This window comes from Herpetosiphon geysericola (genome assembly GCF_001306135.1).
In the GTDB taxonomy this organism is placed as follows: Bacteria; Chloroflexota; Chloroflexia; order Chloroflexales; family Herpetosiphonaceae; genus Herpetosiphon; species Herpetosiphon geysericola.
The window spans coordinates 23,202-43,375 of sequence record NZ_LGKP01000046.1; the positions used below are offsets into that span (position 1 = coordinate 23,202).

Annotated in this window: 16 protein-coding genes; 9 read left to right on the plus strand and 7 right to left on the minus strand. The window is 50.6% G+C overall.

All coding sequences use genetic code 11. The features are described from left to right. Positions 1–753 carry a type I methionyl aminopeptidase gene (map, locus tag SE18_RS26120; protein ID WP_054537420.1) on the plus strand — a complete coding sequence of 251 codons (753 nt, stop codon included), beginning with the start codon at positions 1–3 and terminating at the stop codon, positions 751–753. Beyond that, positions 750–1,250 carry a signal peptidase II gene (gene lspA, locus SE18_RS26125; protein WP_054537421.1) on the plus strand — a complete coding sequence of 167 codons (501 nt, stop codon included), beginning with the start codon at positions 750–752 and terminating at the stop codon, positions 1,248–1,250. Before map ends, lspA begins: the two co-directional genes overlap by 4 nt. Positions 1,251–1,294: 44 nt before the next feature. Here lspA and SE18_RS26130 read toward each other — a convergent pair whose 3' ends face one another. After that, entirely contained in the window at positions 1,295–3,043 is a 1,749-nt protein-coding gene (locus tag SE18_RS26130; RefSeq protein ID WP_054537422.1) for a diguanylate cyclase, read from the minus strand. A gap of 302 nt (positions 3,044–3,345) precedes the next feature. Between SE18_RS26130 and SE18_RS26135 the strand changes: the two genes are divergently transcribed. Beyond that, positions 3,346–4,230, plus strand: a complete 885-nt coding sequence (locus tag SE18_RS26135; RefSeq protein WP_054537423.1) for a roadblock/LC7 domain-containing protein — start codon at positions 3,346–3,348, stop codon at positions 4,228–4,230. A 55-nt stretch (positions 4,231–4,285) separates the two neighbouring features. On the opposite strand, the gene SE18_RS26140 is transcribed toward SE18_RS26135, so the two are convergent. Continuing rightward, complete coding sequence (locus SE18_RS26140) at positions 4,286–5,437, minus strand: DNA/RNA non-specific endonuclease (protein ID WP_083470177.1); 1,152 nt, start codon at positions 5,435–5,437, stop codon at positions 4,286–4,288. A 399-nt stretch (positions 5,438–5,836) separates the two neighbouring features. On the opposite strand from SE18_RS26140, the gene SE18_RS26145 reads away from it, so the two are divergent. Beyond that, a complete protein-coding gene (locus tag SE18_RS26145) occupies positions 5,837–7,027 on the plus strand; it encodes an MFS transporter (protein ID WP_054537424.1) in 1,191 nt (396 codons plus the stop codon). Positions 7,028–7,150: 123 nt separating this feature from the next. Beyond that, the gene (locus SE18_RS26150; RefSeq protein ID WP_054537425.1) at positions 7,151–7,972 is read left to right on the plus strand and encodes an expansin EXLX1 family cellulose-binding protein; all 822 of its coding nucleotides are present in this window, start codon (positions 7,151–7,153) and stop codon (positions 7,970–7,972) included. A 61-nt stretch (positions 7,973–8,033) separates the two neighbouring features. Here the strand turns inward: SE18_RS26150 and SE18_RS26155 are convergent, their stop codons facing one another. Both SE18_RS26155 and SE18_RS26160 read right to left on the minus strand, forming a co-directional pair. Next, positions 8,034–9,455 carry a glutamine synthetase family protein gene (locus SE18_RS26155; protein ID WP_054537426.1) on the minus strand — a complete coding sequence of 474 codons (1,422 nt, stop codon included), beginning with the start codon at positions 9,453–9,455 and terminating at the stop codon, positions 8,034–8,036. 276 nt (positions 9,456–9,731) lie between these two features. Then, positions 9,732–11,627, minus strand: a complete 1,896-nt coding sequence (locus SE18_RS26160; protein WP_054537427.1) for a PAS domain-containing sensor histidine kinase — start codon at positions 11,625–11,627, stop codon at positions 9,732–9,734. 180 nt (positions 11,628–11,807) lie between these two features. On the opposite strand from SE18_RS26160, the gene SE18_RS26165 reads away from it, so the two are divergent. The 3 genes from SE18_RS26165 (at position 11,808) to SE18_RS26175 (ending at position 16,819) form a co-directional block, all read left to right on the plus strand. Then, positions 11,808–12,314, plus strand: coding sequence for a polyhydroxyalkanoate synthesis regulator DNA-binding domain-containing protein (locus tag SE18_RS26165; RefSeq protein WP_054537428.1), 507 nt, complete (start codon positions 11,808–11,810; stop codon positions 12,312–12,314). A gap of 62 nt (positions 12,315–12,376) precedes the next feature. Beyond that, positions 12,377–13,612 carry a patatin-like phospholipase family protein gene (locus tag SE18_RS26170; protein ID WP_054537429.1) on the plus strand — a complete coding sequence of 412 codons (1,236 nt, stop codon included), beginning with the start codon at positions 12,377–12,379 and terminating at the stop codon, positions 13,610–13,612. 525 nt (positions 13,613–14,137) lie between these two features. Continuing rightward, a complete protein-coding gene (locus SE18_RS26175; protein WP_054537430.1) occupies positions 14,138–16,819 on the plus strand; it encodes a chitinase C-terminal domain-containing protein in 2,682 nt (893 codons plus the stop codon). A gap of 141 nt (positions 16,820–16,960) precedes the next feature. On the opposite strand, the gene SE18_RS26180 is transcribed toward SE18_RS26175, so the two are convergent. Both SE18_RS26180 and SE18_RS26185 read right to left on the minus strand, forming a co-directional pair. Beyond that, positions 16,961–18,259: an anti-sigma factor family protein gene (locus tag SE18_RS26180; RefSeq protein ID WP_054537431.1), complete on the minus strand. Its 1,299-nt coding sequence runs from the start codon at positions 18,257–18,259 to the stop codon at positions 16,961–16,963. Further along, complete coding sequence (locus SE18_RS26185; RefSeq protein ID WP_160319561.1) at positions 18,246–18,737, minus strand: RNA polymerase sigma factor; 492 nt, start codon at positions 18,735–18,737, stop codon at positions 18,246–18,248. The genes SE18_RS26180 and SE18_RS26185 overlap by 14 nt, the downstream gene beginning before the upstream one ends. A 232-nt stretch (positions 18,738–18,969) precedes the next feature. Between SE18_RS26185 and SE18_RS26190 the strand changes: the two genes are divergently transcribed. After that, entirely contained in the window at positions 18,970–19,428 is a 459-nt protein-coding gene (locus tag SE18_RS26190) for a redoxin domain-containing protein (protein WP_054537433.1), read from the plus strand. Here SE18_RS26190 and SE18_RS26195 read toward each other — a convergent pair. Continuing rightward, positions 19,411–20,109: an AraC family transcriptional regulator gene (locus SE18_RS26195; protein ID WP_236707016.1), complete on the minus strand. Its 699-nt coding sequence runs from the start codon at positions 20,107–20,109 to the stop codon at positions 19,411–19,413. The genes SE18_RS26190 and SE18_RS26195 overlap by 18 nt on opposite strands. Positions 20,110–20,174: the final 65 nt, after the last annotated feature.

The following is a 20,174-nucleotide window of genomic DNA, read 5'->3' on the forward strand; positions in this document are numbered from 1 at the left end:
ATGGCAATCAGGATCTACAATCAATCACAAATTAACGAAATGCGTAAAGCAGGCTTGTTGGTGGCCCAAGCCCACGCCATGCTGCGCGAATATGTTGTTGCTGGTGCGGTGTTGCTTGAGCTTGATCAACGAGTTGAGCAATTTATTCGCGAGCATGGCGCAACGCCATCATTCAAAGGCCATGGTGGGTTTCCCGCCTCAACCTGTATCTCAGTCAACGATGTGGTCTGCCATGGTATTCCCGATGGCACGCGGCTGAGCAATGGCGATATTGTCTCAATTGATATTGGCGCATGTCTCAATGGCTGGCATGGCGATTCGTGTGTGAGTTATGCCGTCGGCAAGCTCGATTCACAAAGCGCCAAGCTGCTGAAAGTGACCGAAGAAGCCATGTGGCGCGGGATTGCTCAAGCTCGAGTTGGCAAAACCATTGGCGATATTGGTGCAGCGATGCAAGAATACACCGAAAGCCAAGGCTTCTCGGTGGTGCGCGAATATACTGGCCACGGCATTGGCCGCAAAATGCATGAAACCCCGCCAGATGTCTTTAATTTTGGCGAATGGGGCAAAGGCCTCAAATTGCGGGCTGGCATGACCCTGACGATTGAACCGATTGTCAATATTGGCTCGGCACGAACTCGCGTGCTGCGTGATGGCTGGACCGCCAAAACCGTCGATGGCTCGCGTTCGGCTCAATTTGAACATCAACTAGCGATTACCACTGGTGATCCAGAAATTTTAACCAAATTATGAAATTAACCAAACGCTATAGTGGTTTCGCAGCCATGCTTGTGGCGATTCTTGCGCTTGATCGCTGGGTTAAATGGTGGACGCTCGATACACTTACGCCCGTGGGCAACCCAGGCACCGAGCCAATTCCTGGTATTTTGCGCTTCGTCTATGTTGAAAATCGCGGCGTAGCCTTTGGCTTTTTGGAAAACAACTCGCTCTTGCTAGGGATTCTGGCGCTCGGCGTGATTGGCTTTGTGCTGTTTCGCTCGCGCACATGGTTTCGCGATGCAGGCCTGCTTGGGCAAACGGCGGTTGTGGCAATTATCGCTGGCGGTTTGGGCAATATTATCGATCGTTTTGCCTATGGCTTTGTGGTTGATACCTTCCACATTATTCCGCTGCCAATCTTTCAAGTGTTTAATATTGCCGATATGGCGATTTCGTTTGGCGCGGTTAGCCTATTTATCACGCTGTGGCGCGAGGATGCAGCTAAACGTCGTAGCCAACAAACTGCTTAACCCACAGCGCTCCTAAAGTCAAAGTCTAGGAGCGCTTTTTAATTTTAGGCGCCAAACGTTTGAATCGTATTGCGCCCAGCAGCTTTGGCTTGATACAACGCTTGATCTGCTTGCTGAATCAACTGCTCCAAGGAAATTTCTGCATGCTCGTGACAAAGCGCCAAACCAAGGCTTACCGAGCTTCTAATTAGCTGTTGCTCATAGGTTAGGCGTTGCTGTTCAATTGCGCTACGCAAGCGTTCAGCAACCAACAGCGCCTCGGCCTTGGTTACACGGCTCAACAGCACAATAAACTCCTCGCCGCCATAGCGGCCAAGCAAATCGGACTGGCGCAAGGCTGCTTGGGCGGTTGTCGCAATCGATTGCAGCACGAGGTCGCCGACATGGTGGCCATGCTGATCGTTAATCTGCTTGAAATGATCAATATCAAATAGCATAATTGCGAGTGAATTGCCAGCCAACGCTGCTTGCTCCAACAAGACTTGGGCCGAAACCAAAAAATGGCGGCGATTATACAGCCCAGTCAAGCTGTCAATCGTTGCCAAGCGTTCCAATTCAATTCGTTGCCGATCACGTTCTTGCATCTCTGCCACCAATTCCTGAGTTTTTTGATAATACAAACGGGCTTGCTGTTGGGCTTGCAGCACCTGATGGGTCACTTGCAATAAGCGCAAACGTTGGTCGGAGCGTTCGTTAAACAAGCTTTCGCGCAAGTGATGATAGGCTTTGAAGTGCTGGATGGCATTGGCATAGTCGGCCACTTGCTCGTAGATAGCGGCCAAAGTGCTATGCGCCCTTGCTTGTTGGCAAAGATCGTTGGTCTCGATTGCCAGCGCCAAACCACGCTGCCCAAACCCCAAAGCCTGAGCATAATCATGCTGACTTGCTACTAGAATACCACGCTGGATCAATGAAAAAATCATATCTTCTTGAAAGCCAAGCTGTTGTGCCAAACTAAAACTGGCTTCAAATTCGGCCATAGCTTGGGCTGAGCGACCAAAGCGCTGATACACCACACCCAAAATATTCATGACCTCGACAATTCCCTGCGACCAACCAAGCGCTTGATACAGCTCCAAACTGGCATTGGCATACATCAAGGCATCGTACAATTGGCCATATTCCAAAGCAACCCAGCAGCTATTATCGAGCATTGTGGCATATAAACGTTTTTGGGCTTTAGTCTCAAGTTCGGCTGGAAGCAGTTGAAATGCTCGTTGTAAATAGCTTTCAGCTTCCATTGGCTGCTCTAAAACCCGATATAAATAGCCAATATTACTATTCAGAATCGTTTGCATCCATTCATTATTAGTGCTAATCGCAATTTCTTCAGCAATTAAATAATGCTCCAAGGCTGCATCAAGCTGCGATTGTAGCGCCAAGGTAACGCCTAGAATATTATGCAATGCCATTTTATCGACCCAATTATCAATAAATTGATCGGGAGCATCTTGATAATAGCTAGCAGCAGGATTTTTCAATTCAAAGATATTTGGATTCACATAGTCACAATATTCGAGCGCTTTATAAAAACAATTCAATGCTTCAGCATACTTTTTATGTACACTATAAAATTTACCACGCCAATACCATGCTTCAACGAGGCCCTGATAATAGGGGGTGTAAGCAAATAAGCCATTAGTGGCTTGATACTCTGCCTGATAATTTATCTTCCATGCTTGCGATAAATCAATATGGCGTAAATTTGCGGCCCATACATTTAACAAATCGATAGTACGAGCAGGATTGGTAGATTGCTTTACTTCTTGCTGAATTTGCTGTGATAAAACCATAGTACGCTTTCGTTGGCAAACTTCTTGCTCTCTGGATTGATCCAATCCAGATTGATCGCACATGCGACGATCAATATAAAAACTTTAACATATGCATAATCTTTGCACCATCCCCTCAATGGTGCAACCAACGTTTGGTAAAATCTACCGCTTTCGGGAGATTTTTTGCAACGTACGTGAGTAGTTTTGCAAGCGTAAGCAATTTTGTTAAGCAATTGATCTAGACTACATTCAAACGCTATTTTTGAAACGGCTTGACGCTCAATTGCCAACATCAACGCCAATCAAGGAGCATCGCAGCAATGACAACCCAGCGCATCTTAGTCGTTGGCGCTGAAGCAGAGCCGAAAACCGCATTTATTCAGTCGATTTGTGACACGTGGAGCAGTCACGAGCTTGATGGAGCAAACATCCAGAGTAGCCAAAGCAGCGTACTCATGGATATAGGCCATTTGGACTATGCCGAACAACCTTCGGTATGGTATGGAATTCCTGCGAGTGCTAGCCCAATCATCCATGAGTTTGCCCAAACCATCAACGGCTGTATTCTATTAATTGATCCAATCACTGATAATGCGGCAATGCTCGATCTTGCCGATCAGCTTCAGCAGTTGGTTACTGGGCCAATTATTTTGCTGCTAACCCAGCAAGCAGCCGTATCCGACCATCTTCGCGCCGCCTTAAATCGTTCAAACCATTACATAGTAGACAGTTACATCATGCATAAACCAGAATCAATCCAACGAATCATGACCGCCTTAGGTGGCACATTACCCACCAGCAGCTCGGTGCAAAAAGAATATATTACTGCTACCTTTGATCAAGCCAGCCAAGTGCAGCTGCTGTTTGAGCAACTCGCCCAAAATACCAATCACGACATTATTGGCACAGCCTTAATCGACACCAACGGCGAACTGCTGGTTTCAACCTTGCCAGCCAAGATTAGCCCTGAACAATTGGCAGCGATTAGCGGGCCATGGTTACGCATCGCCGATAAAGTTGCCCATAGCGCAGCTTTAGGCCAAACCGAAGAAAGCATTATTCGTACTGCTGAAGGCTTGTGTATTATTCGCCCAGTACATAGCCATATTTTGATTACGTTGCTCCAGCCACACGCCAACCTCGGCCTTTTTTGGCTGAATGTTGCTGATATGGAGCGCCCATTGATGGAGCTATTAGCAGCCTAATGAACGCACAATCGAGGCATCCCGCTAGGTGCTAGCGGGATGCCGTTTTTTTTAGCTATTTGGTAACGTAGGGCAAGAAGATTTGCACTTGGGGAATTGCCACGGTTGCAGTTGATGAAGGCGTGGCACTGGCGCTAACAATCGGGGTTATGCTTGGCGTAGCGCTTGCCAACGGCGTTGGGGTAAAAGTAAAGCTTGGCGGCCCGCTATCAGTTGGGCTAGCGGTGACGCTCACTGCTGGCGTAACAGTGCGGGTTACGGTTGCCGAGACTGTTGCTGGCGTGACAGCTTGGGTTTCCGTCATGCTTGGCGTAGCAGTCCGTGTTGCGCTTGGGGTTGCCGTGGCCGTGCGGGTTGCGGTTGGGCTAACCGTGCCTGGCGTGACCGTTACCGCTGGCGAGCCATCAACTTGGGCCTCAACAAAATTTTGAATTGCTGTTGGCACATTCGAGAGAAAGTCAAAGCCAGTCATGCTTTCAATATAATCGATGCTGACCCGATATTGCTCCCAAGGATTGCTGCGAATGCCTTGGTTATTGGGCATCCAAATGCCAATCACCCGAGTATTGGCGGCGACGCGATTCGCATCATCATTCCCCACAGGCAGGATAACAATCACCTTCCAGGTGAAGGCGGGAATGTTCACCCGACCACTGGCAATTGTGCCTTTTGTGCCATAGCCACCAGTCATAATGTAGAGTTCGTTGCCAGCCCGCGCCCATGTGCGGCACATATTTTCCAAATTGGCCCATGGGCCTTGGTTATTGTCTGGTGCTTGGGGAATCATATTCGACATGATGAAGGTTTGATCGTTGGCAGCCCGCGAGACGGTGCGGTCGCCTGAGGGAATCATATGGCCACGGTCATAGCCGCTGCCGCTATAATCGCCTGGCTGGACTCGATACCAACCACTTGGCAGGCTTGAATCGGCCACAAAATCGCCGCGCGAGGTGCTACCAAGATCTTGTACTTCCAAGTGCCAACTAACCCAAGCTGGAATGCCAGCATCGCGTTGGTAGGCCATGGCATATTGGGTGCGTTCGATTAAATAATTATCTGGTACCAATGGATCGCTGACCGCATTGCTTGGGTTGCCCAGCGTGAGGTGCAAACTATCGTTGGGAGCCGCTTGGGTGGTTGGTTGACGCAGGCCCAGCGCCAACAGTCCTAAAATGAGTAGACCAAAAAGCCGACGCAGACCAGTCATGACAGCAATGTCCTTTCGCAATGAAAGTATGATGAATAGCTTGCATACTGTACCATAGCTGTCTAGGCATAAATCAGCTGTATATAACCACTAAAATCCTGCCTAGCGCTGGCCTCACCTGTATGGGGGATAGAGGGCTACAACAAAGCTGTTATATGATCATACTTGCAATTTTAGAAATTAGCTGTATCGTTACAGAAGTGAAGTAAGACACATGCTTTGCAAAAACGAGCGCTTTCTGGAGCAGCTCGTTTTTTGCAATCTACAGATGCAAACAACGCGGCAATGAAGCTGGCGAGGCAGGCGTAGCGCTCGTCAGCTTTGTTGTATGCCCAAAATTCCCAGCATGGGCTTACGAATCACGGCAAAATCCTGTTGGAATCTATGAGGAGTCAGCATATGGGCAGCCGTTTGGCGCTCTGGCGGTCGAATGCACGGCCCGGGGTTCGGGGTAGTTTATATTATTTATGTTTTTGGTCAAGCGTTGGCATGTATGTGCCGTTTATCAATGTGTACTTTACCAACCTTGGCTTAAGTGGCCAACAAATTGCCATGTTTGGGGCGATTAGCCCGTTGGCGGTGCTGTTGTTTAATCCCTTGGTGGGCGCAACGGCTGATCGGCGGGGCTGGCATGTGCAATTATTGCTCAGTATGTTGACGTTCACTGCCTTGAGTCAAATTGCCTTGGCATTTCCAACCAGCTTCTTTACAATCTTGCCAGTGATGGTTATGTTGGCGGTGGCTCGTGGCCCAATCGCGCCCTTGGCCGATAGTATGATCGCAGGCATGGCGGTGCGCCATCAGCTGGCGTATGGCAAACTGCGGCTCTGGGGGTCGGTTGGCTACGCCGTAACCTCATTATTGGGCGGCATTTGGTGGGCCAAAACTGGCTATCCAACCATGTTTATTTTGACTGGGTGTATGACAGGCTTGGTTGCGATTGTTGCCAATAGCCTTGATCACACTCCAGAATTGCGCAAAACAACGGTCAAGCCAGCCAAAGCACCACGCGATGCAGCCTTTATCGCGATTGTAATTATCACAGGCTTGGTCGGCGCAGCCTTCAGCATGGTTTCGATGTTCGATGGCAACTTGATTCAAAAACTCAGCGGTGGCAGCACGATGATGCTTGGTATTTTGCCCTGTGTGATTGCCAGCACCGAAGTGCCAGTCATGTTGAAGGCTGATCGGGTGATTGCGCGCTTTGGGACGGCCAAAACCCTCGCCATTGCCACCTTGATTCTTGGGCTGGGCTTTATTGGCAGCGGCATGGTCAGCGAAGCTTGGATGTTGATTCCAATTGGCATGTTTCGGGCTTGTGGCTTTGGCTTGTATTCAGTCGCAATTATTCGCCTGATTACCGAGCGAATTCCAACCAACTTGCTAGCCACCGCCCAAGGCCTGATTAGCGCCATCGGTGGCGGCTTATCACCGTTGTTGGCAACCCAAGCTGGCGGCTATATGTTCGATGTTTCAGGGCCACAATTGGTCTTTATTGTTGCTGGCATGTGCATTGGTTTGGCAACCTTGGTGGTTGGGCTGGGCCTCAAATTGAATTGGTTCAAGCCAGCCGCCCCAATCAACGCCTAATTGGCCTTTTCGGCGGTGCAGCATCACTCTCCAGTGGTGCTGTTTTTATTTTAGCCCAACTTGACAACAACGACAGCATTGCGTAGAGTGACAACTATTAATTATTAGTTAAAGGTAATTCGGATGCTCACTAGAACCATGCTTCGTTGGCTATTGTTCGCAAGTTTGTTAATCGTTGGGCTTGGGAGTTATGCTTGGCAACAGCAGAGTTTTGCCCAAAGCCCAACCACCATCACCAACCCATGGGCGCTGCGCCAAGGCCAAGCCACCTATTACACCGCCACTGGTTTGGGCAATTGTAGTATTCCCTTAGGACCAAATGATGTTTTATTCGGTGCTATGAACAACCCCGATTATGCCATAGCCGATTATTGTGGCGCGTTCGTTAAAATCACTGGTCCCTTGGGATCGGTCACAGTTCAAATTACCGACCGCTGCCCTGAATGCCAAACTGGGCATATCGACCTTAGCCCGCAAGCGTTCGACCGAATTGCGCGGCGGGTCGATGGAATTGTGCCAATCACTTGGCAATTGATCAGCAATCCAGCCACCACAGGCAAGGTTGGCTATCATTTTAAAGATGGCAGCAACCAATGGTGGACAGCGGTGCAGCCCCGGAATCATCGCAATGCAATTGCCAAATTTGAGTATCGTATGGGCCAAGCACCGTATAAAGTGGCACCACGCTTTATTTTCAATTATTTTATTGCCGAAACTGGCATGGGTGCTGGCCCCTACAGCTTTCGCACCACCGATGTCTATGGCAATGTGATTGTTGATGAGAATATTGTGCTTGGCGATGATGTAACCAGACCTGGATTGCAACAATTCCCCTATGTTGCGCCTCCAGGCTCAGCAACCCCGACCCCAAGCCCAACGCCGCGCCCAACCGTGCCACCAGAAAGCCTCACCGAACACGTTTGGCTGCCGTATACGCGGAAATAAACTAAAACACCAAGGCCCAGCGCGATTGCACTGGGCCTTGACTGTAGCTCGCTCCAGAAATTTAGAACTTGCTCCAGAGGTATTGGTTGGTCACTTCGTGGTGGAATTGAACTTCCGAGCGCTTGATCAAGGTGCCCAAGCGATGTGGACAGCGATCAGCTGAGGCCGTCTTCAGTTCAGCGTACTTAGCTTGAATTTCTTCGCCCAAGACCGAAGCGATAATTTCGCTCGATTGAAAAGCGTCGATTGCATCGTAAATGTTATCGGGCAATACGTTTGCACCCTTGCGAACTGACAAATCGGCCTTTGGCCCTTCTAAGCCGACCTTCAAAAGCGCGTAAATTGCCATGTATGGGTTGGCATCGGGAGCAATCGAGCGCACTTCAATCCGCGCTGAACGAGCGTTGCCTAATGGAATCCGCACCATCGAACCACGGTCAATTGCCGAAGCCTTGATTTGGTTTGGCGCTTCGTAGTGTGGGTCGAGGCGGCGATAGGAATTGACGCTGGCGTTCAACAACAAACACAGATCCAAGCCACTGGTCAAAATGCGGTCGACATAGTTCCAGCCATATTCTGACAAGCCTTCTTCGCCATTGGCATCGTAGAACAAGTTGGTATCGCCCTTGGCCAATGACATGTTGGTGTGCATCCCGCTGCCGTTGACCCCAGTTACGGGCTTGGGCAAGAAGCTGGCGGTCAAATCGAGTTTGTAGGCCAATTGGCGACAAATCAATTTATACAGCAACACTTGGTCGGCTGCGACCGAGGCTTCGGTGTAGGAATAGTTCATTTCGAACTGTGAAGGCGCAACTTCTGGGTGATCTTTTTCATTTTCAAAGCCCATTGCGCGTTGTGCTTCAGCAGCAGCATCAATGAACAAGCGCAGCGGATCGCCAGGCAATGAGTTGTAGTAGCCACCAGTGCTGACCAAATCGAAATGGCCGGTATCGCGGTAGTGTTGCTCGGCGTTGCGGCCCTTGAACAAGAAGCCTTCAATTTCGTTGGCAACATTACAAACAATGCCTTCTTTGGCCAACAATTCAGCGGTGTAAGCTTGCAAGCGGGCGCGGAAGTCGGCTGCATAGACTGAGCCATCGCGTTCGAGCACTTGACCAAACACCAACACTTTACCAGGCCCAAAGATATCGGATGGCAACCAGTAGAATGCACCCCAATCGATGCCCAAGCGCAAGTCGGATTCTGATTGTTGCGAGAAACCACGGATTGAAGAGCCATCAAAGGTCAAGTTATCAGCTGATTTCAACAAGAATTTTTTGTCGTAATCGAGCATGTGCAAGCGGCCTTCAAGGTCGGTGAAACAAACGGTCACAGCCTTGATGCGGCGTTCGTCGTTCAAATAGCGCATGCGCTCTTCTTGCAACTTGTCCAATGAGGTGCGGGCAACCCGTTGAGCTTTGGCAGCGAGGTTCAGTTCTTCCAACTCTTCGTAGGGAATTTCGAGAAAGTCGCGAAGTGTCATGGTGTGTCATCCTTTGTTACTAACAAAGCCATACTCGGTGTCCCGCGAGCATGAAGGCTTCGTAGTGGGTTTGGAACATTCAGGGATATGGCCAAGGAACGCGCGATCCATTCAACTAGGTCGCATTATACGCAATCCCATCACACCAGAACTTGTGTAATCTATCCAAAGTTTAAATTGCGCTATTTGTACAAGTTGCACAAAAGCTTTGCCGATTGCTTGCCGCTAGAGGCCGCATGGCGGGTTGTATTCGAAAGAGTGATTGTAGCAATTTGCCTAATCAATGGCCTCGACCGAGCATGGAAAAATAATGGTAAAAATCGAGCCTTGGCCAAACACGCTTTCAACCTGAATCGTGCCATTCAATAGCTCAATAAAATGGCGACATAACGCCAAGCCCAAGCCCGTACCGCCATAACGCCGGGTCGTCGAGGCATCGCCCTGAGTAAATGGCTCAAACAAACCCAATATTTGCTCGTTGGTCATGCCAATTCCAGTATCGCTCACCCGACATTGCACATGCTGGCTGGCTGGGTCAAAACTCATACTTAGATTGATGCTGCCATGGTTGGTAAATTTCGCGGCGTTGCTCAAAAGATTAAGCAAAATCTGGCGCAGCATGGCACGATCAGTATGAATTAATGGCAGCTGTTTGTTTGGTTCAAAAGCAAGGCTGTTGGCGTTTTTGTGGGCCATTGGGCTGATCGTGGCAATTAATTCATTGCCCAATCCATTCAAATCAAAGGTTTCGGCAGCAATTTGATATTTGCCAGCCTCAACTTTGGCCAGATCAAGCACATCATTAACTAAGGTGAGCAATTGATGGCCTGCTTCGTTAATTTGGCCAATATCATGGTGAAAATCCGCAAGCATGCTGGGATCGCTAAAATCGGTGTCATCCATCAGCAATTCGCTATAGCCAATAATCGCATTCAGCGGCGTGCGCAGCTCGTGGCTCATATTGGCCAAAAATGTGCTTTTGGCGCGATTGGCGGCTTCAGCAGCATCGCGGGCATGGCGCAAAGCTTCTTCTGCTTGTTTGCGCGCAGTTATTTCTTGAATTGTGCCCTCAGCATAGAGCACAGTCCCATCATCTGCATACACCAAGCGCGAGGTTTCGCTAATCCAGATCCGTTCGCCATTCGCAGGCCGATACACTTCCGACTCAATTTCATCATACGAGCCATTGGTTTGCAGCAGCTCGCGCAAATACTCCACGCGCTCAGGATCAACATACATCGTGTTGAGATCGGCCACATAATCGACCAATTCATGTTCGTTGGCAAAGCCTGCTAAGCGCACGAGAGCAGGGTTGGCTCGCAACACTCGGCCATCAAGGGTTATGCGAAAAATCCCAATTTTGGTTGTTTCAAAGATCGTGCGATAATCGCGCTCGGCCATACGCAGCGCATCGGTTAATTCATGATGCTCAGTTATATCCTGCAACGAGCCATAGATTTTGATTGGCTGGCCAAATTCTAGCTCGACGCGCCCAGTAAAACGGCCCCAAAATGAACGCCCACGAAACGTGCGCATTTCAAGGCTCAGATCAAATGAACCACGCTGCTCGATCATCTGACGAAAAATTGACTCTAACTGAACAAGCGTGGCATTGGTATGAAAAAAATTCTGATTCTCGATCGTCGGCGTGTATTCAAGCGGCGATGTATCTAAAATTCGATACATTTCGCGCGTCCAATAAACTTGATTGGTGCGCAGGTCGATCTCCCAGCCCCCAACATGGGCGGTTTGCTCAGTTTGCAGCATCAAGCGTTCAAGCCGATTGCTCTCGGTAATATCGCGCACCAACCACACTTGGCGCGGGCCATGTGCCGCCAAGGTGCATTCCAAAAGGCAGCTTTGGCGTTGACGATTAACAATAAAGCCTTGAATTGTTTGGCCTAAGCTTGAGGCTGAGGCAGTTGCATATAATTGGCGCATGCTGGCAGCTTCCGTTGGATACAACAACTCAAACCATTGCTCAGCAGTGGTAATTTCAGCGTTGCTATAGCCAATCATCGCCGTAACTGCTTGATTGAAAAAAACCTGAGAACCTTGAAACCAGACCAAACCAACCGGAAATTGCTCAAGCGTCACATCTTTACGGCGGGTCGCTTTGATCAAACGGCGTTGCCAGGCGCTGGTTAGCGGCCATTTCAGTTTCTGAGGCATAGAGTATCGTCCTCACAACACAAGTTTCAAGCCTTCGGTCCAAGCCCTATTGTAGTATGAGAAGCCTTACGATCCAAGTGGGTTAAGCAGGTTTATCCTTTATGACGCACTGCACAGCAGCAAGCAACGACCATGCTATAATGAGTTTCCCGCAGCACAATTCAGATCGCAGGAGGCGTTGTGGAATTAATTAAGAAATACGGCAATCGTAAGCTTTATCATACCAATGCCAAACAATATATTACCTTGCATGGCATCGCCAAGTTAATCCGCGCTGGCAGCGATGTTCGGGTGGTCGATAATGTTACTGGCGAAGATTTGACGGTGCAAACGTTATCGCAAATTTTGCTCAATAACAAAGGCCGCCGTTCAGGCCCACTGCCAATTCCGCTCTTATCCGATCTGATTCAAACCAGCGGCGAGACGCTCTCACAGATGCGCCGCAACCTATTCCAATCGCTTGGTGGCAACCAAATCGTTGAAGCCGAAATTCGCTTGCGGCTTGAGCATTTGCTTGATGAAGGCAAAATTAGCGAAGAGTTATGTCAACGTATGGGCCAATTATTGCTGAATGATTCTGGCCATGCGCACGCCGAAAATCTGCCCGATCGCTCTGATGTTGAACGCTTGAAAGGCCAAGTTGAGCAACTAGCCAACTTAGTTGAACAGTTATTACAGGATAAATAAGCAATCGCCGTTTCTCCGATTCGTTTGCCGACGTATCGCCAATGGCAATGAGGCCACGATCAATGAAGAATTCAACCCCATCTAAACGCGCGCTCGTTCTTGCCGGTGGTGGCATCTCTGGAGCTGTTTACGAAATTGGCGCACTCCGCGCCATCGATGATCTCCTCACAACCCTCACAATTAACGATTTTGATATGTATGTTGGCACCAGCGCAGGCAGCTTAATTAGCTCGTGTCTGGCCAATGGCATTACCACCCGCGAGTTGCTGCGCATTCTCGAAGGCGCCTTGCCCGATGCCAAACGCCTGCAACGCGACCAAATTTTGGCGCTCAATTTGCGGGGCTTAGTCAAACGCGGGCGCCGCTTGCCACGGCTTTTGGCCCAACGGGCGCTCGAAACCTTGCGCCATCCACGCGATTTTGCGCCCTTGGATTGGGCTTGGAAGATGCTCGAAGGCTTGCCCAACGGCATTTATTCAACCAATAGTTTAGAGCGCTATCTGCGAAATTTTTTGGCCGAACGCGGGAGCAACCACTTTGCTGAGGTGCAACGCGAACTGTATATCGTCGCAACCGAGCTTGATAGCGGCGATCGGGCGGTGTTTGGCGAGGGCAGCCTGCGCAATGTGCCAATTTCGGCAGCAGTCGCCGCGTCCAGCGCGATGCCAATCGTCTATGAGCCAGTGCGGATCAATGGCGTTGATTATATTGATGGTGGCGTGCGTGGCACTGCCAGCCTCGATGTGGCGATTGATCGCGGTGCAAAATTGATTGTCTGTGTCAATCCACTGGTTGCCTTTGATAATCGCAAGCAACAGCTTGGCAGTCGCATCGCCGATGCAGGGATTCAGGCGATTGGCAACCAAGTATTTCGCACCTTTATTCAGGCTGGTTTACACTATCACATCAAAAAATTACGCCAACAACACCCAGATGTCGATATTATTTTGATTGAGCCACGGGCTGATGATGCGACGGTGTTTGGCGAACATGTGCTGCATTATGATGAGCGAATGATGCTTGCCCGCCATGGCTACGAATCAGCCACTATTCGCATGGCCGACCAATATCAAGCTTACAAGGCGATTTTGGCCAAACACGGCGTGCAAATCAGCCGCCAACGGGTGGCTAAAGAGCTGCATCATCTGTTTGCTAGCGACGATGCAGACACCGTGCACTCGTTACTGGCCAGCGACCCCGATGGCAAGCGCCTGACCAACCCTCAAAAAAGCTGGCGCACTGCCAACCTCGCCCATACCCTCGACGATCTCGATGCGCGGCTTGGCACCTTGGAATAATTGAGATGCCCTCACCCCAACCCCTCTCCCGTGCGCGGGCGAGGGGCTTTAATGTCATCGTTCGTGCATGAAGCGTGGTAAAAACGGGTGCTCCTCTCGCCCGCGTCTGATTGGTGAGGAAAAAAACCAATTCAACAGCATCTATTCTATGCTATCTGGGTAATGGTTCATCACGTTAACCATCATGACGCTTTTCTACCCTTCCGTCACGCCAGCGGGAAACGCAGGGGGCTTTAATCCCCCTGCACCCCCTCAAGGGCACGACGCGGACACCACGCATCCATTGATAAACCTGCGGATTCGTGGTGGACAGCGAAAACCGACCCTCGATGGGGGTGGATTGCGGCAATATGCTGATTGCTAACGCAATAAACTAATACAGCTATGTTCTATGTTCTTTGCTCTATGTTCTTTTTTAACCTCTACTTGACAAATTCATTAATTTTTTATAAAATCTTTATAATTTCAATGGAATAAATAAGGTTTTAGTCCGTAGGCCAAAATGACAATCAATGGAGGAATGTCATGGATGTTGCGTACCGAAGGACGGCCAAGCTACGCGGAGCATTTTCGCTCACCATCACCCTCGCTCTGCTGGCGGGAATGTTGCTGACGCGTGGCACGCCAACGCAAGCGGCAGGCAATGCAGACTGTCGGCCTGATGGGATGGCTCCAACTGCTGGAGTCGACACGCCCTATTGTACAATTTACGATACCGCTGGCCGCGAAAAGATGGGCAGCGATCATCCCCGGCGGATCATCGGCTATTTTCCAAGTTGGCGGACAGGCACTAATGGCCAGCCAGCATACCTCGTCAACAATATTCCTTGGAATAAAATCACCCACATCAATTATGCCTTTGCTCACATTCAAAACAGCCGCATCTCAGTTGGCAGCAACACTGCCACCAATCCCTCGATTGGCATGACTTGGCCCGGCGTTGCTGGCGCTGAAATGGACCCAGCCTTGCCTTACAAAGGTCACTTCAATCTTTTGACCCAATACAAACGCCAACACCCGAATGTCAAAACCTTGATTTCAGTTGGTGGTTGGGCGGAAACTGGCGGTTATTTTGGCGATAACGGCGATCGGATTAGCGATGGCGGCTTCTTCAGCCTCACCGTCAACGCCGATAACAGCGTCAATACTGCTGGCATCAACACCTTTGCCGATTCAGTGGTTGGCTTTTTGCGCGGCTACAATTTCAACGGGGTCGATATTGATTATGAATATCCAACCTCGATGAACAACGCTGGCCATCCGCTTGATTGGGTGTATGCCAACCCACGCCGCGCTAGCCTGATGAAAGGCTATGTGGCCTTGATGAAAACCTTGCGCGAAAAGCTCGACGCTGCTGGGGCTGCTGATGGCAAATATTACATGCTGACGATTGCCTCGCCATCATCGGGCTACTTGCTGCGCGGCATGGAAACCTATCAAGTAACCCAATATCTCGATTATGTCAATGTTATGTCATATGACTTGCATGGCGCATGGAACGAGTATGTTGGGCCAAACGCTGCGCTCTATGATGATGGCAAAGATGCAGAATTAGCTGCGGCTGGAGTGTATACCACGGCCCAATATGGCGGCATCGGCTATCTCAACACCGACTGGTCGTATCATTACTTTCGTGGCAGCATGCCAGCGGGCCGAATCAACATCGGCGTGCCCTATTACACCCGTGGCTTCAAAAATGTCAACGGTGGTACAAATGGCTTGTGGGGCACAGCGGTTGGCTCGAATTGTCCAATTGGCTTGACCAAGTGTGGTGATGGCGCACGCGGCATCGACAACATCTGGCACGACACCGAAAATGGCCAAGAAGTTGGCGCTGGCGCAAACCCAATGTGGCACGCCAAAAACCTCGAACAAGGCCTTGCTGGCAGCTACATCAGCCAATTTGGCTTGAACCCAGCCACCGACCCAGAAGATCGCTTGACTGGTACTTATGTCCGCAACTACAGCAGCTCATTGGTTGCGCCATGGCTTTGGAATAGCCAAAAGCGCGTGTTTATCTCAACTGAAGATGAGCAATCGCTGGGAGCCAAAGCTGATTACGTGGTCAACAAAGGCTTAGGCGGGATAATGTTCTGGGAGCTTTCAGGCGACTACGATTGGCACGCCGAGCGCAACAACGGCCAAGGCGAATATTTCATGGGCGATACCTTGACCAGCCTGCTGTACGACAAGTTCCGCAGCGCCCCAGCCTATGGCGCAAACAAAGCCAATCGCACGATGCCCAGCAATTTGCTCAACATTAAGGTCGATTTCACCAACTGGCCAATTGGCGATAACAACTATCCCATTAGCCCCAAAATGGTGATTACCAACAACTCAAGCGTGACGATTCCAGGCGGCGCAACCTTTGAATTCGATTATGGCACCTCGGCTCCCAATAATGCCAAAGATCAATCGGGCTTTGGCTTTACGGTAACGAGCAGTGGTCATACTGGCAGCAATGCTGGTGGCTTGCGTGGCGATTTCAACCATATTCAATTCAAGTTCCCAGGCTGGCAAACCTTGGCTCCTGGTGAGAGCGTAACGATTGATTTCGTCTACTACTTGCCAATGAGCACGCCATCGAACTGGACTGTGAACTTTAACAACACGACCTATGGCTTGGTGAGCGATTATCCACGCGGCACGGTGGTTGGCCCAACGCCAACGGTTGGCAACCCAACCAATACCCCAGTTGCCACCGCCACCCGCACGCCGATTGCAACTGCAACCCGCACGCCAGTTGGCCCAACCGCGACGCCAACTCGCACGCCAATTGCCACCGCGACCCGCACGCCTGCGCCAAGCGCAACCCCAACCCAGCCAGGCAGCTGTACTGCTCCAGCCTGGGAAAGTGGCAAAGTCTATGTGCGCGGCGATTTGGTTTCGTACAACAACCATCAATGGTTTGCCCAATGGTGGACCCAAAATGAAACCCCGGGCAATGCTCAAGTGTGGCAGGATCAAGGTGTTTGTGGTGGGGGCAACCCAACCAATACGCCAGTTGTGCCAGCAACCAACACCCCAGTGCAACCAAGCGCTACGCCAACCAACACAACAGGCGTGCAGCCATGGGCAGCCAACGTGAGCTATGTGGCTGGGGCAAAAGTCAGTTATAACGGCGTCATTTATACCTGTCTGCAACCGCATACCTCGTTGCCGGGCTGGGAGCCAAGCAACGTTCCAGCGCTCTGGCGCGCCAACTAAGCTCGCCATTGTTCAAGCCGCCGCGCCATGCACTCTAGGCCAGTGCATGAACGCGGCGGTTTTTTAGACCCAAAACCCTCACACCTGCAAGTTGTTTTGCAGGCGTGAGGGTTGTTTAACTAGCATAGACCTAAGGTTGATTTAGTTAGGACGGGCGGTTGGCGGCGGCGTTGGGCCGCTTGGTGGCACTGCCGTTGGCAGCACAGTGCTGGTTGGCGTTGGATCGGTAGGGTTATGCGGCGGGCTAGTTGGAACCACCGTTGCCGTAGCTGGAGGTAAGGCCGTTGGCACTTGGGTTGGACACCCCGTGATCTCACAGGGCAATGCTGGCGGTGGCATCGTTGGGCAAACCGTGCTGCCACAGGGCAATGGCGTGCTGGTCGCTGGTGGCAAGGCAGTTGGCTCTTCGGTTGGAACAATTGTTGGACACACCGTAGCGCCACATGGTGCTGGCGTGCTGGTTACTGGTGGAACAACTGTTGGACAAACCGTGCTGCTACAAGGCAACGGGGTGCTGGTTGGGAGCGGCGTTGAGCACACAGCACCATGACATGGCAATGGCGTGTTGGTTGGATAATGTGGCTCTTCGGTTGGAATCGCCGTTGGATATGGTGCAACCACGGTTGGCTGTTGGCCCGCTGGCGTAGCGGTTGGTGGGCCTTGAGTTGGCACAGTCGTTGGCCAGGTTGGATTACATGGATTGGTCGTGCTTGGCACACAGGCTGGCGTTGGCGTACTCGTTGGCACAAGCGTTGGCAAAGCTGTGCCGATTGGTGGTGATTGCGTTGGCACGCTTGGCCCACATGGGTTGGTAGTGCTTGGTACACACGTTGGCAATGGCGTGGCTGTAATACTTGGATTACAGGTGGTTGAACCTGGGACACACGTTGGCAGCGCCGTCGCAACTTCAGTTGGCACAGTCGTGGGAACTGTCGGATCACACGGCTTGGTTGTGCTTGGGATACAGGTTGGAACCAGCGTGCCAATTGCGGTTGGCACAGGCGTGGGAACTGTTGGATCACACGGCTTGGTTGTGCTTGGAATACAGGTTGGCCGAGCGGTCGCAACCTGGGTTGGTCGCGCAGTCCGCGTAACAACCGAAGCTACTTGGTCAGAGTTTCCGGTCTCAACTGGTTTGACTGCCCAGACCCCGCCAGCAATCAAAAATATCAGGCCCACAGCAAAAGACCACATCATCACAGTTTTTGTTCGAATCATTGTCGTTACTCCAAGCTTGGCACGGATTGTCCGCACCTGTTCGGTCGTAAGGTGGAGCGTGGTGGTTGGCAACTGTTCTAACAACTGGCTGGTTGTTTGTTGCTGACGAAGTGCTTGGCGACAAGCTGCACATTCAGCAACATGCTGATTCAGCACATGCCACTCATCCTCAGTCAGGTGTTGCCAATCGCTGAGGAGCGGCTGAAGATCATGACACTTCATGGCCACGTTCCTCCTCATATAAACTCCGAAAACGATCACGGGCCCGTGATAATCGTTTGCGGACTGCACCTAATTCTTCACCGTTTAAATTGGCGACTTCTGCTGGACTACAGCCAGCGTAATGGACCATCAAGAGCACTTCTGCATCTTGGGGTTTGAGTTTGGCTAAGCAACCACGGATGGCCTGTGTCATTTCAACATTCTGAGCAAAATTATTGGCTTCTGGTTGCCAGCTACGCATAAACCAACTCCAACGCCGTTGGCGCCGCAGGTGATCTAAGGCGAGGTTGCTGGCAATCCGAAAAAGCCACGCTTGGGGAATCGCTGGCAAAACCGCCGGATCAAGCACCTTGATCGCGCGGAGAAAGGTTTCTTGCACCAAATCGGCTGCCTGCTCAGGTTGCCCCACAATTCGCGTCAGATAGCGAAACATTGCATCGTGATAGTCATCAAACCATTGGCTTATGACCTTGGTCACTGCCGTCTCTCGTTCGGTTGTGTGCACATAAGGAATAATCATAGGCTGCTTGCCCCGGCCGTAGCATGCTGTCTGCAATTAATGACGAACAGCGAACCCAAAAATGGACAGCTAGCATCGCACTGCTGCAAAATTGCTCAAATGTGCATGAAACCAGTACCGCAAGTTTATTCGTAAGGTTGAGCACGTACAGTTATCAAGCGATTCATTAGTACTGAGGTCATAGTTCTCCATGAGTGATCTGACGTTGTTTACCCATGATTATCGGTCAACGATGTGGCATAAATTAAATCAGCAGCAACCGATTGTGGCAATCTTCGTTAGTCATTCGGTCGATGCACGTTCGCAACAGATGCTGCGCACGCTCGAAGCGCAACAGGCGCAATTTCGCCAATTACAAGCGCAACCAGTCATTTTAACCAAAACCAATCCCGCCCATTTAAACGCATTTATTCAGCATTTCCAGCCAATTTATCCTGTGCTCAGCGATCCGACGGGCGCTGTGTTTCGCAGCTATAGCTACGCCAGCGAACAACTCGAAGTACAAGGTGGCATTTTGGTCTTGCCACCACGCTCAATCACCGCAGTTTTTCGTTTTGTGCCGCAAAACGATGAACAACAATTGCCAATCAATGAGCTTTTGGCCTGTGTCAACATGTTGAATTATTACAACTCAAGCGTTACGGCCTAGCAATTGGCGATATTGGCGCGGAGTGAGGCCTGTAATCAAGCGAAATTGACGCGAAAACGCGCTATGATCAGCATAACCACAGGCCAAGCCAATCGCGGCAATCGAATCATTGCCCGCCAGCAGCTGAATACTGGCATCAATGCGAGTTTTAATTAGCAGTTGCTTGGGGGTTAATTCAAAAATCTGTTGAATCGCCCGTTCGTATTGGCTTAGCGACAGTTGAGCCAGGGTTGCCAATTGCTGAATTGAGTTAATTTCAGCAAAATGTTCGTTTAAATAATCGATAGAGCTAGCCACCCGCCGCCAAGTTGGGGCGTTGCGATTTGGGCTACGCAGATCGCGCGAAATCCCAATTAGGCCCATAATGCTGCCATTGCGATCGCGCAACGGTCGTTTGTGGGTCACACACCAGCCCATCTGCAAATCGGGGTACATATGCACCTCTAGGCGATGATTCAGCGCGCAGCCAGAGCGAATAACCTGCTGATCTTGGCTGGCATAACTTGCGCCCAACTCCAACGGAAATAAATCTTCGGGCAAACGCCCAATCAACTCCTGCTTACTCCGACAACCACAGCGCAACCGCAAGGTTTCATTGACCACCCAATAGCGCCCTACCCGATCCTTACAGAAAAACACCACATCGGGCAACAGATCAAATAATGGCACGAGTTGCGCCACATCTGGATACTCAATTGTGCAAAAATCCGCATACTGCATAGCCTAATTGTACAAGACAAATCGCC

Bases quoted from the DNA above. Each gene is read 5' to 3' on its own strand.
- map (WP_054537420.1), top strand. From the start codon at position 1: ATGGCAATCAGGATCTACAATCAATCACAAATTAACGAAATGCGTAAA.
- lspA (WP_054537421.1), top strand. From the start codon at position 750: ATGAAATTAACCAAACGCTATAGTGGTTTCGCAGCCATGCTTGTGGCG.
- SE18_RS26130 (WP_054537422.1), bottom strand. From the start codon at position 3,043: ATGGTTTTATCACAGCAAATTCAGCAAGAAGTAAAGCAATCTACCAAT.
- SE18_RS26135 (WP_054537423.1), top strand. From the start codon at position 3,346: ATGACAACCCAGCGCATCTTAGTCGTTGGCGCTGAAGCAGAGCCGAAA.
- SE18_RS26140 (WP_083470177.1), bottom strand. From the start codon at position 5,437: ATGACTGGTCTGCGTCGGCTTTTTGGTCTACTCATTTTAGGACTGTTG.
- SE18_RS26145 (WP_054537424.1), top strand. From the start codon at position 5,837: ATGGGCAGCCGTTTGGCGCTCTGGCGGTCGAATGCACGGCCCGGGGTT.
- SE18_RS26150 (WP_054537425.1), top strand. From the start codon at position 7,151: ATGCTCACTAGAACCATGCTTCGTTGGCTATTGTTCGCAAGTTTGTTA.
- SE18_RS26155 (WP_054537426.1), bottom strand. From the start codon at position 9,455: ATGACACTTCGCGACTTTCTCGAAATTCCCTACGAAGAGTTGGAAGAA.
- SE18_RS26160 (WP_054537427.1), bottom strand. From the start codon at position 11,627: ATGCCTCAGAAACTGAAATGGCCGCTAACCAGCGCCTGGCAACGCCGT.
- SE18_RS26170 (WP_054537429.1), top strand. From the start codon at position 12,377: ATGAAGAATTCAACCCCATCTAAACGCGCGCTCGTTCTTGCCGGTGGT.
- SE18_RS26175 (WP_054537430.1), top strand. From the start codon at position 14,138: ATGGATGTTGCGTACCGAAGGACGGCCAAGCTACGCGGAGCATTTTCG.
- SE18_RS26180 (WP_054537431.1), bottom strand. From the start codon at position 18,259: ATGAAGTGTCATGATCTTCAGCCGCTCCTCAGCGATTGGCAACACCTG.
- SE18_RS26190 (WP_054537433.1), top strand. From the start codon at position 18,970: ATGAGTGATCTGACGTTGTTTACCCATGATTATCGGTCAACGATGTGG.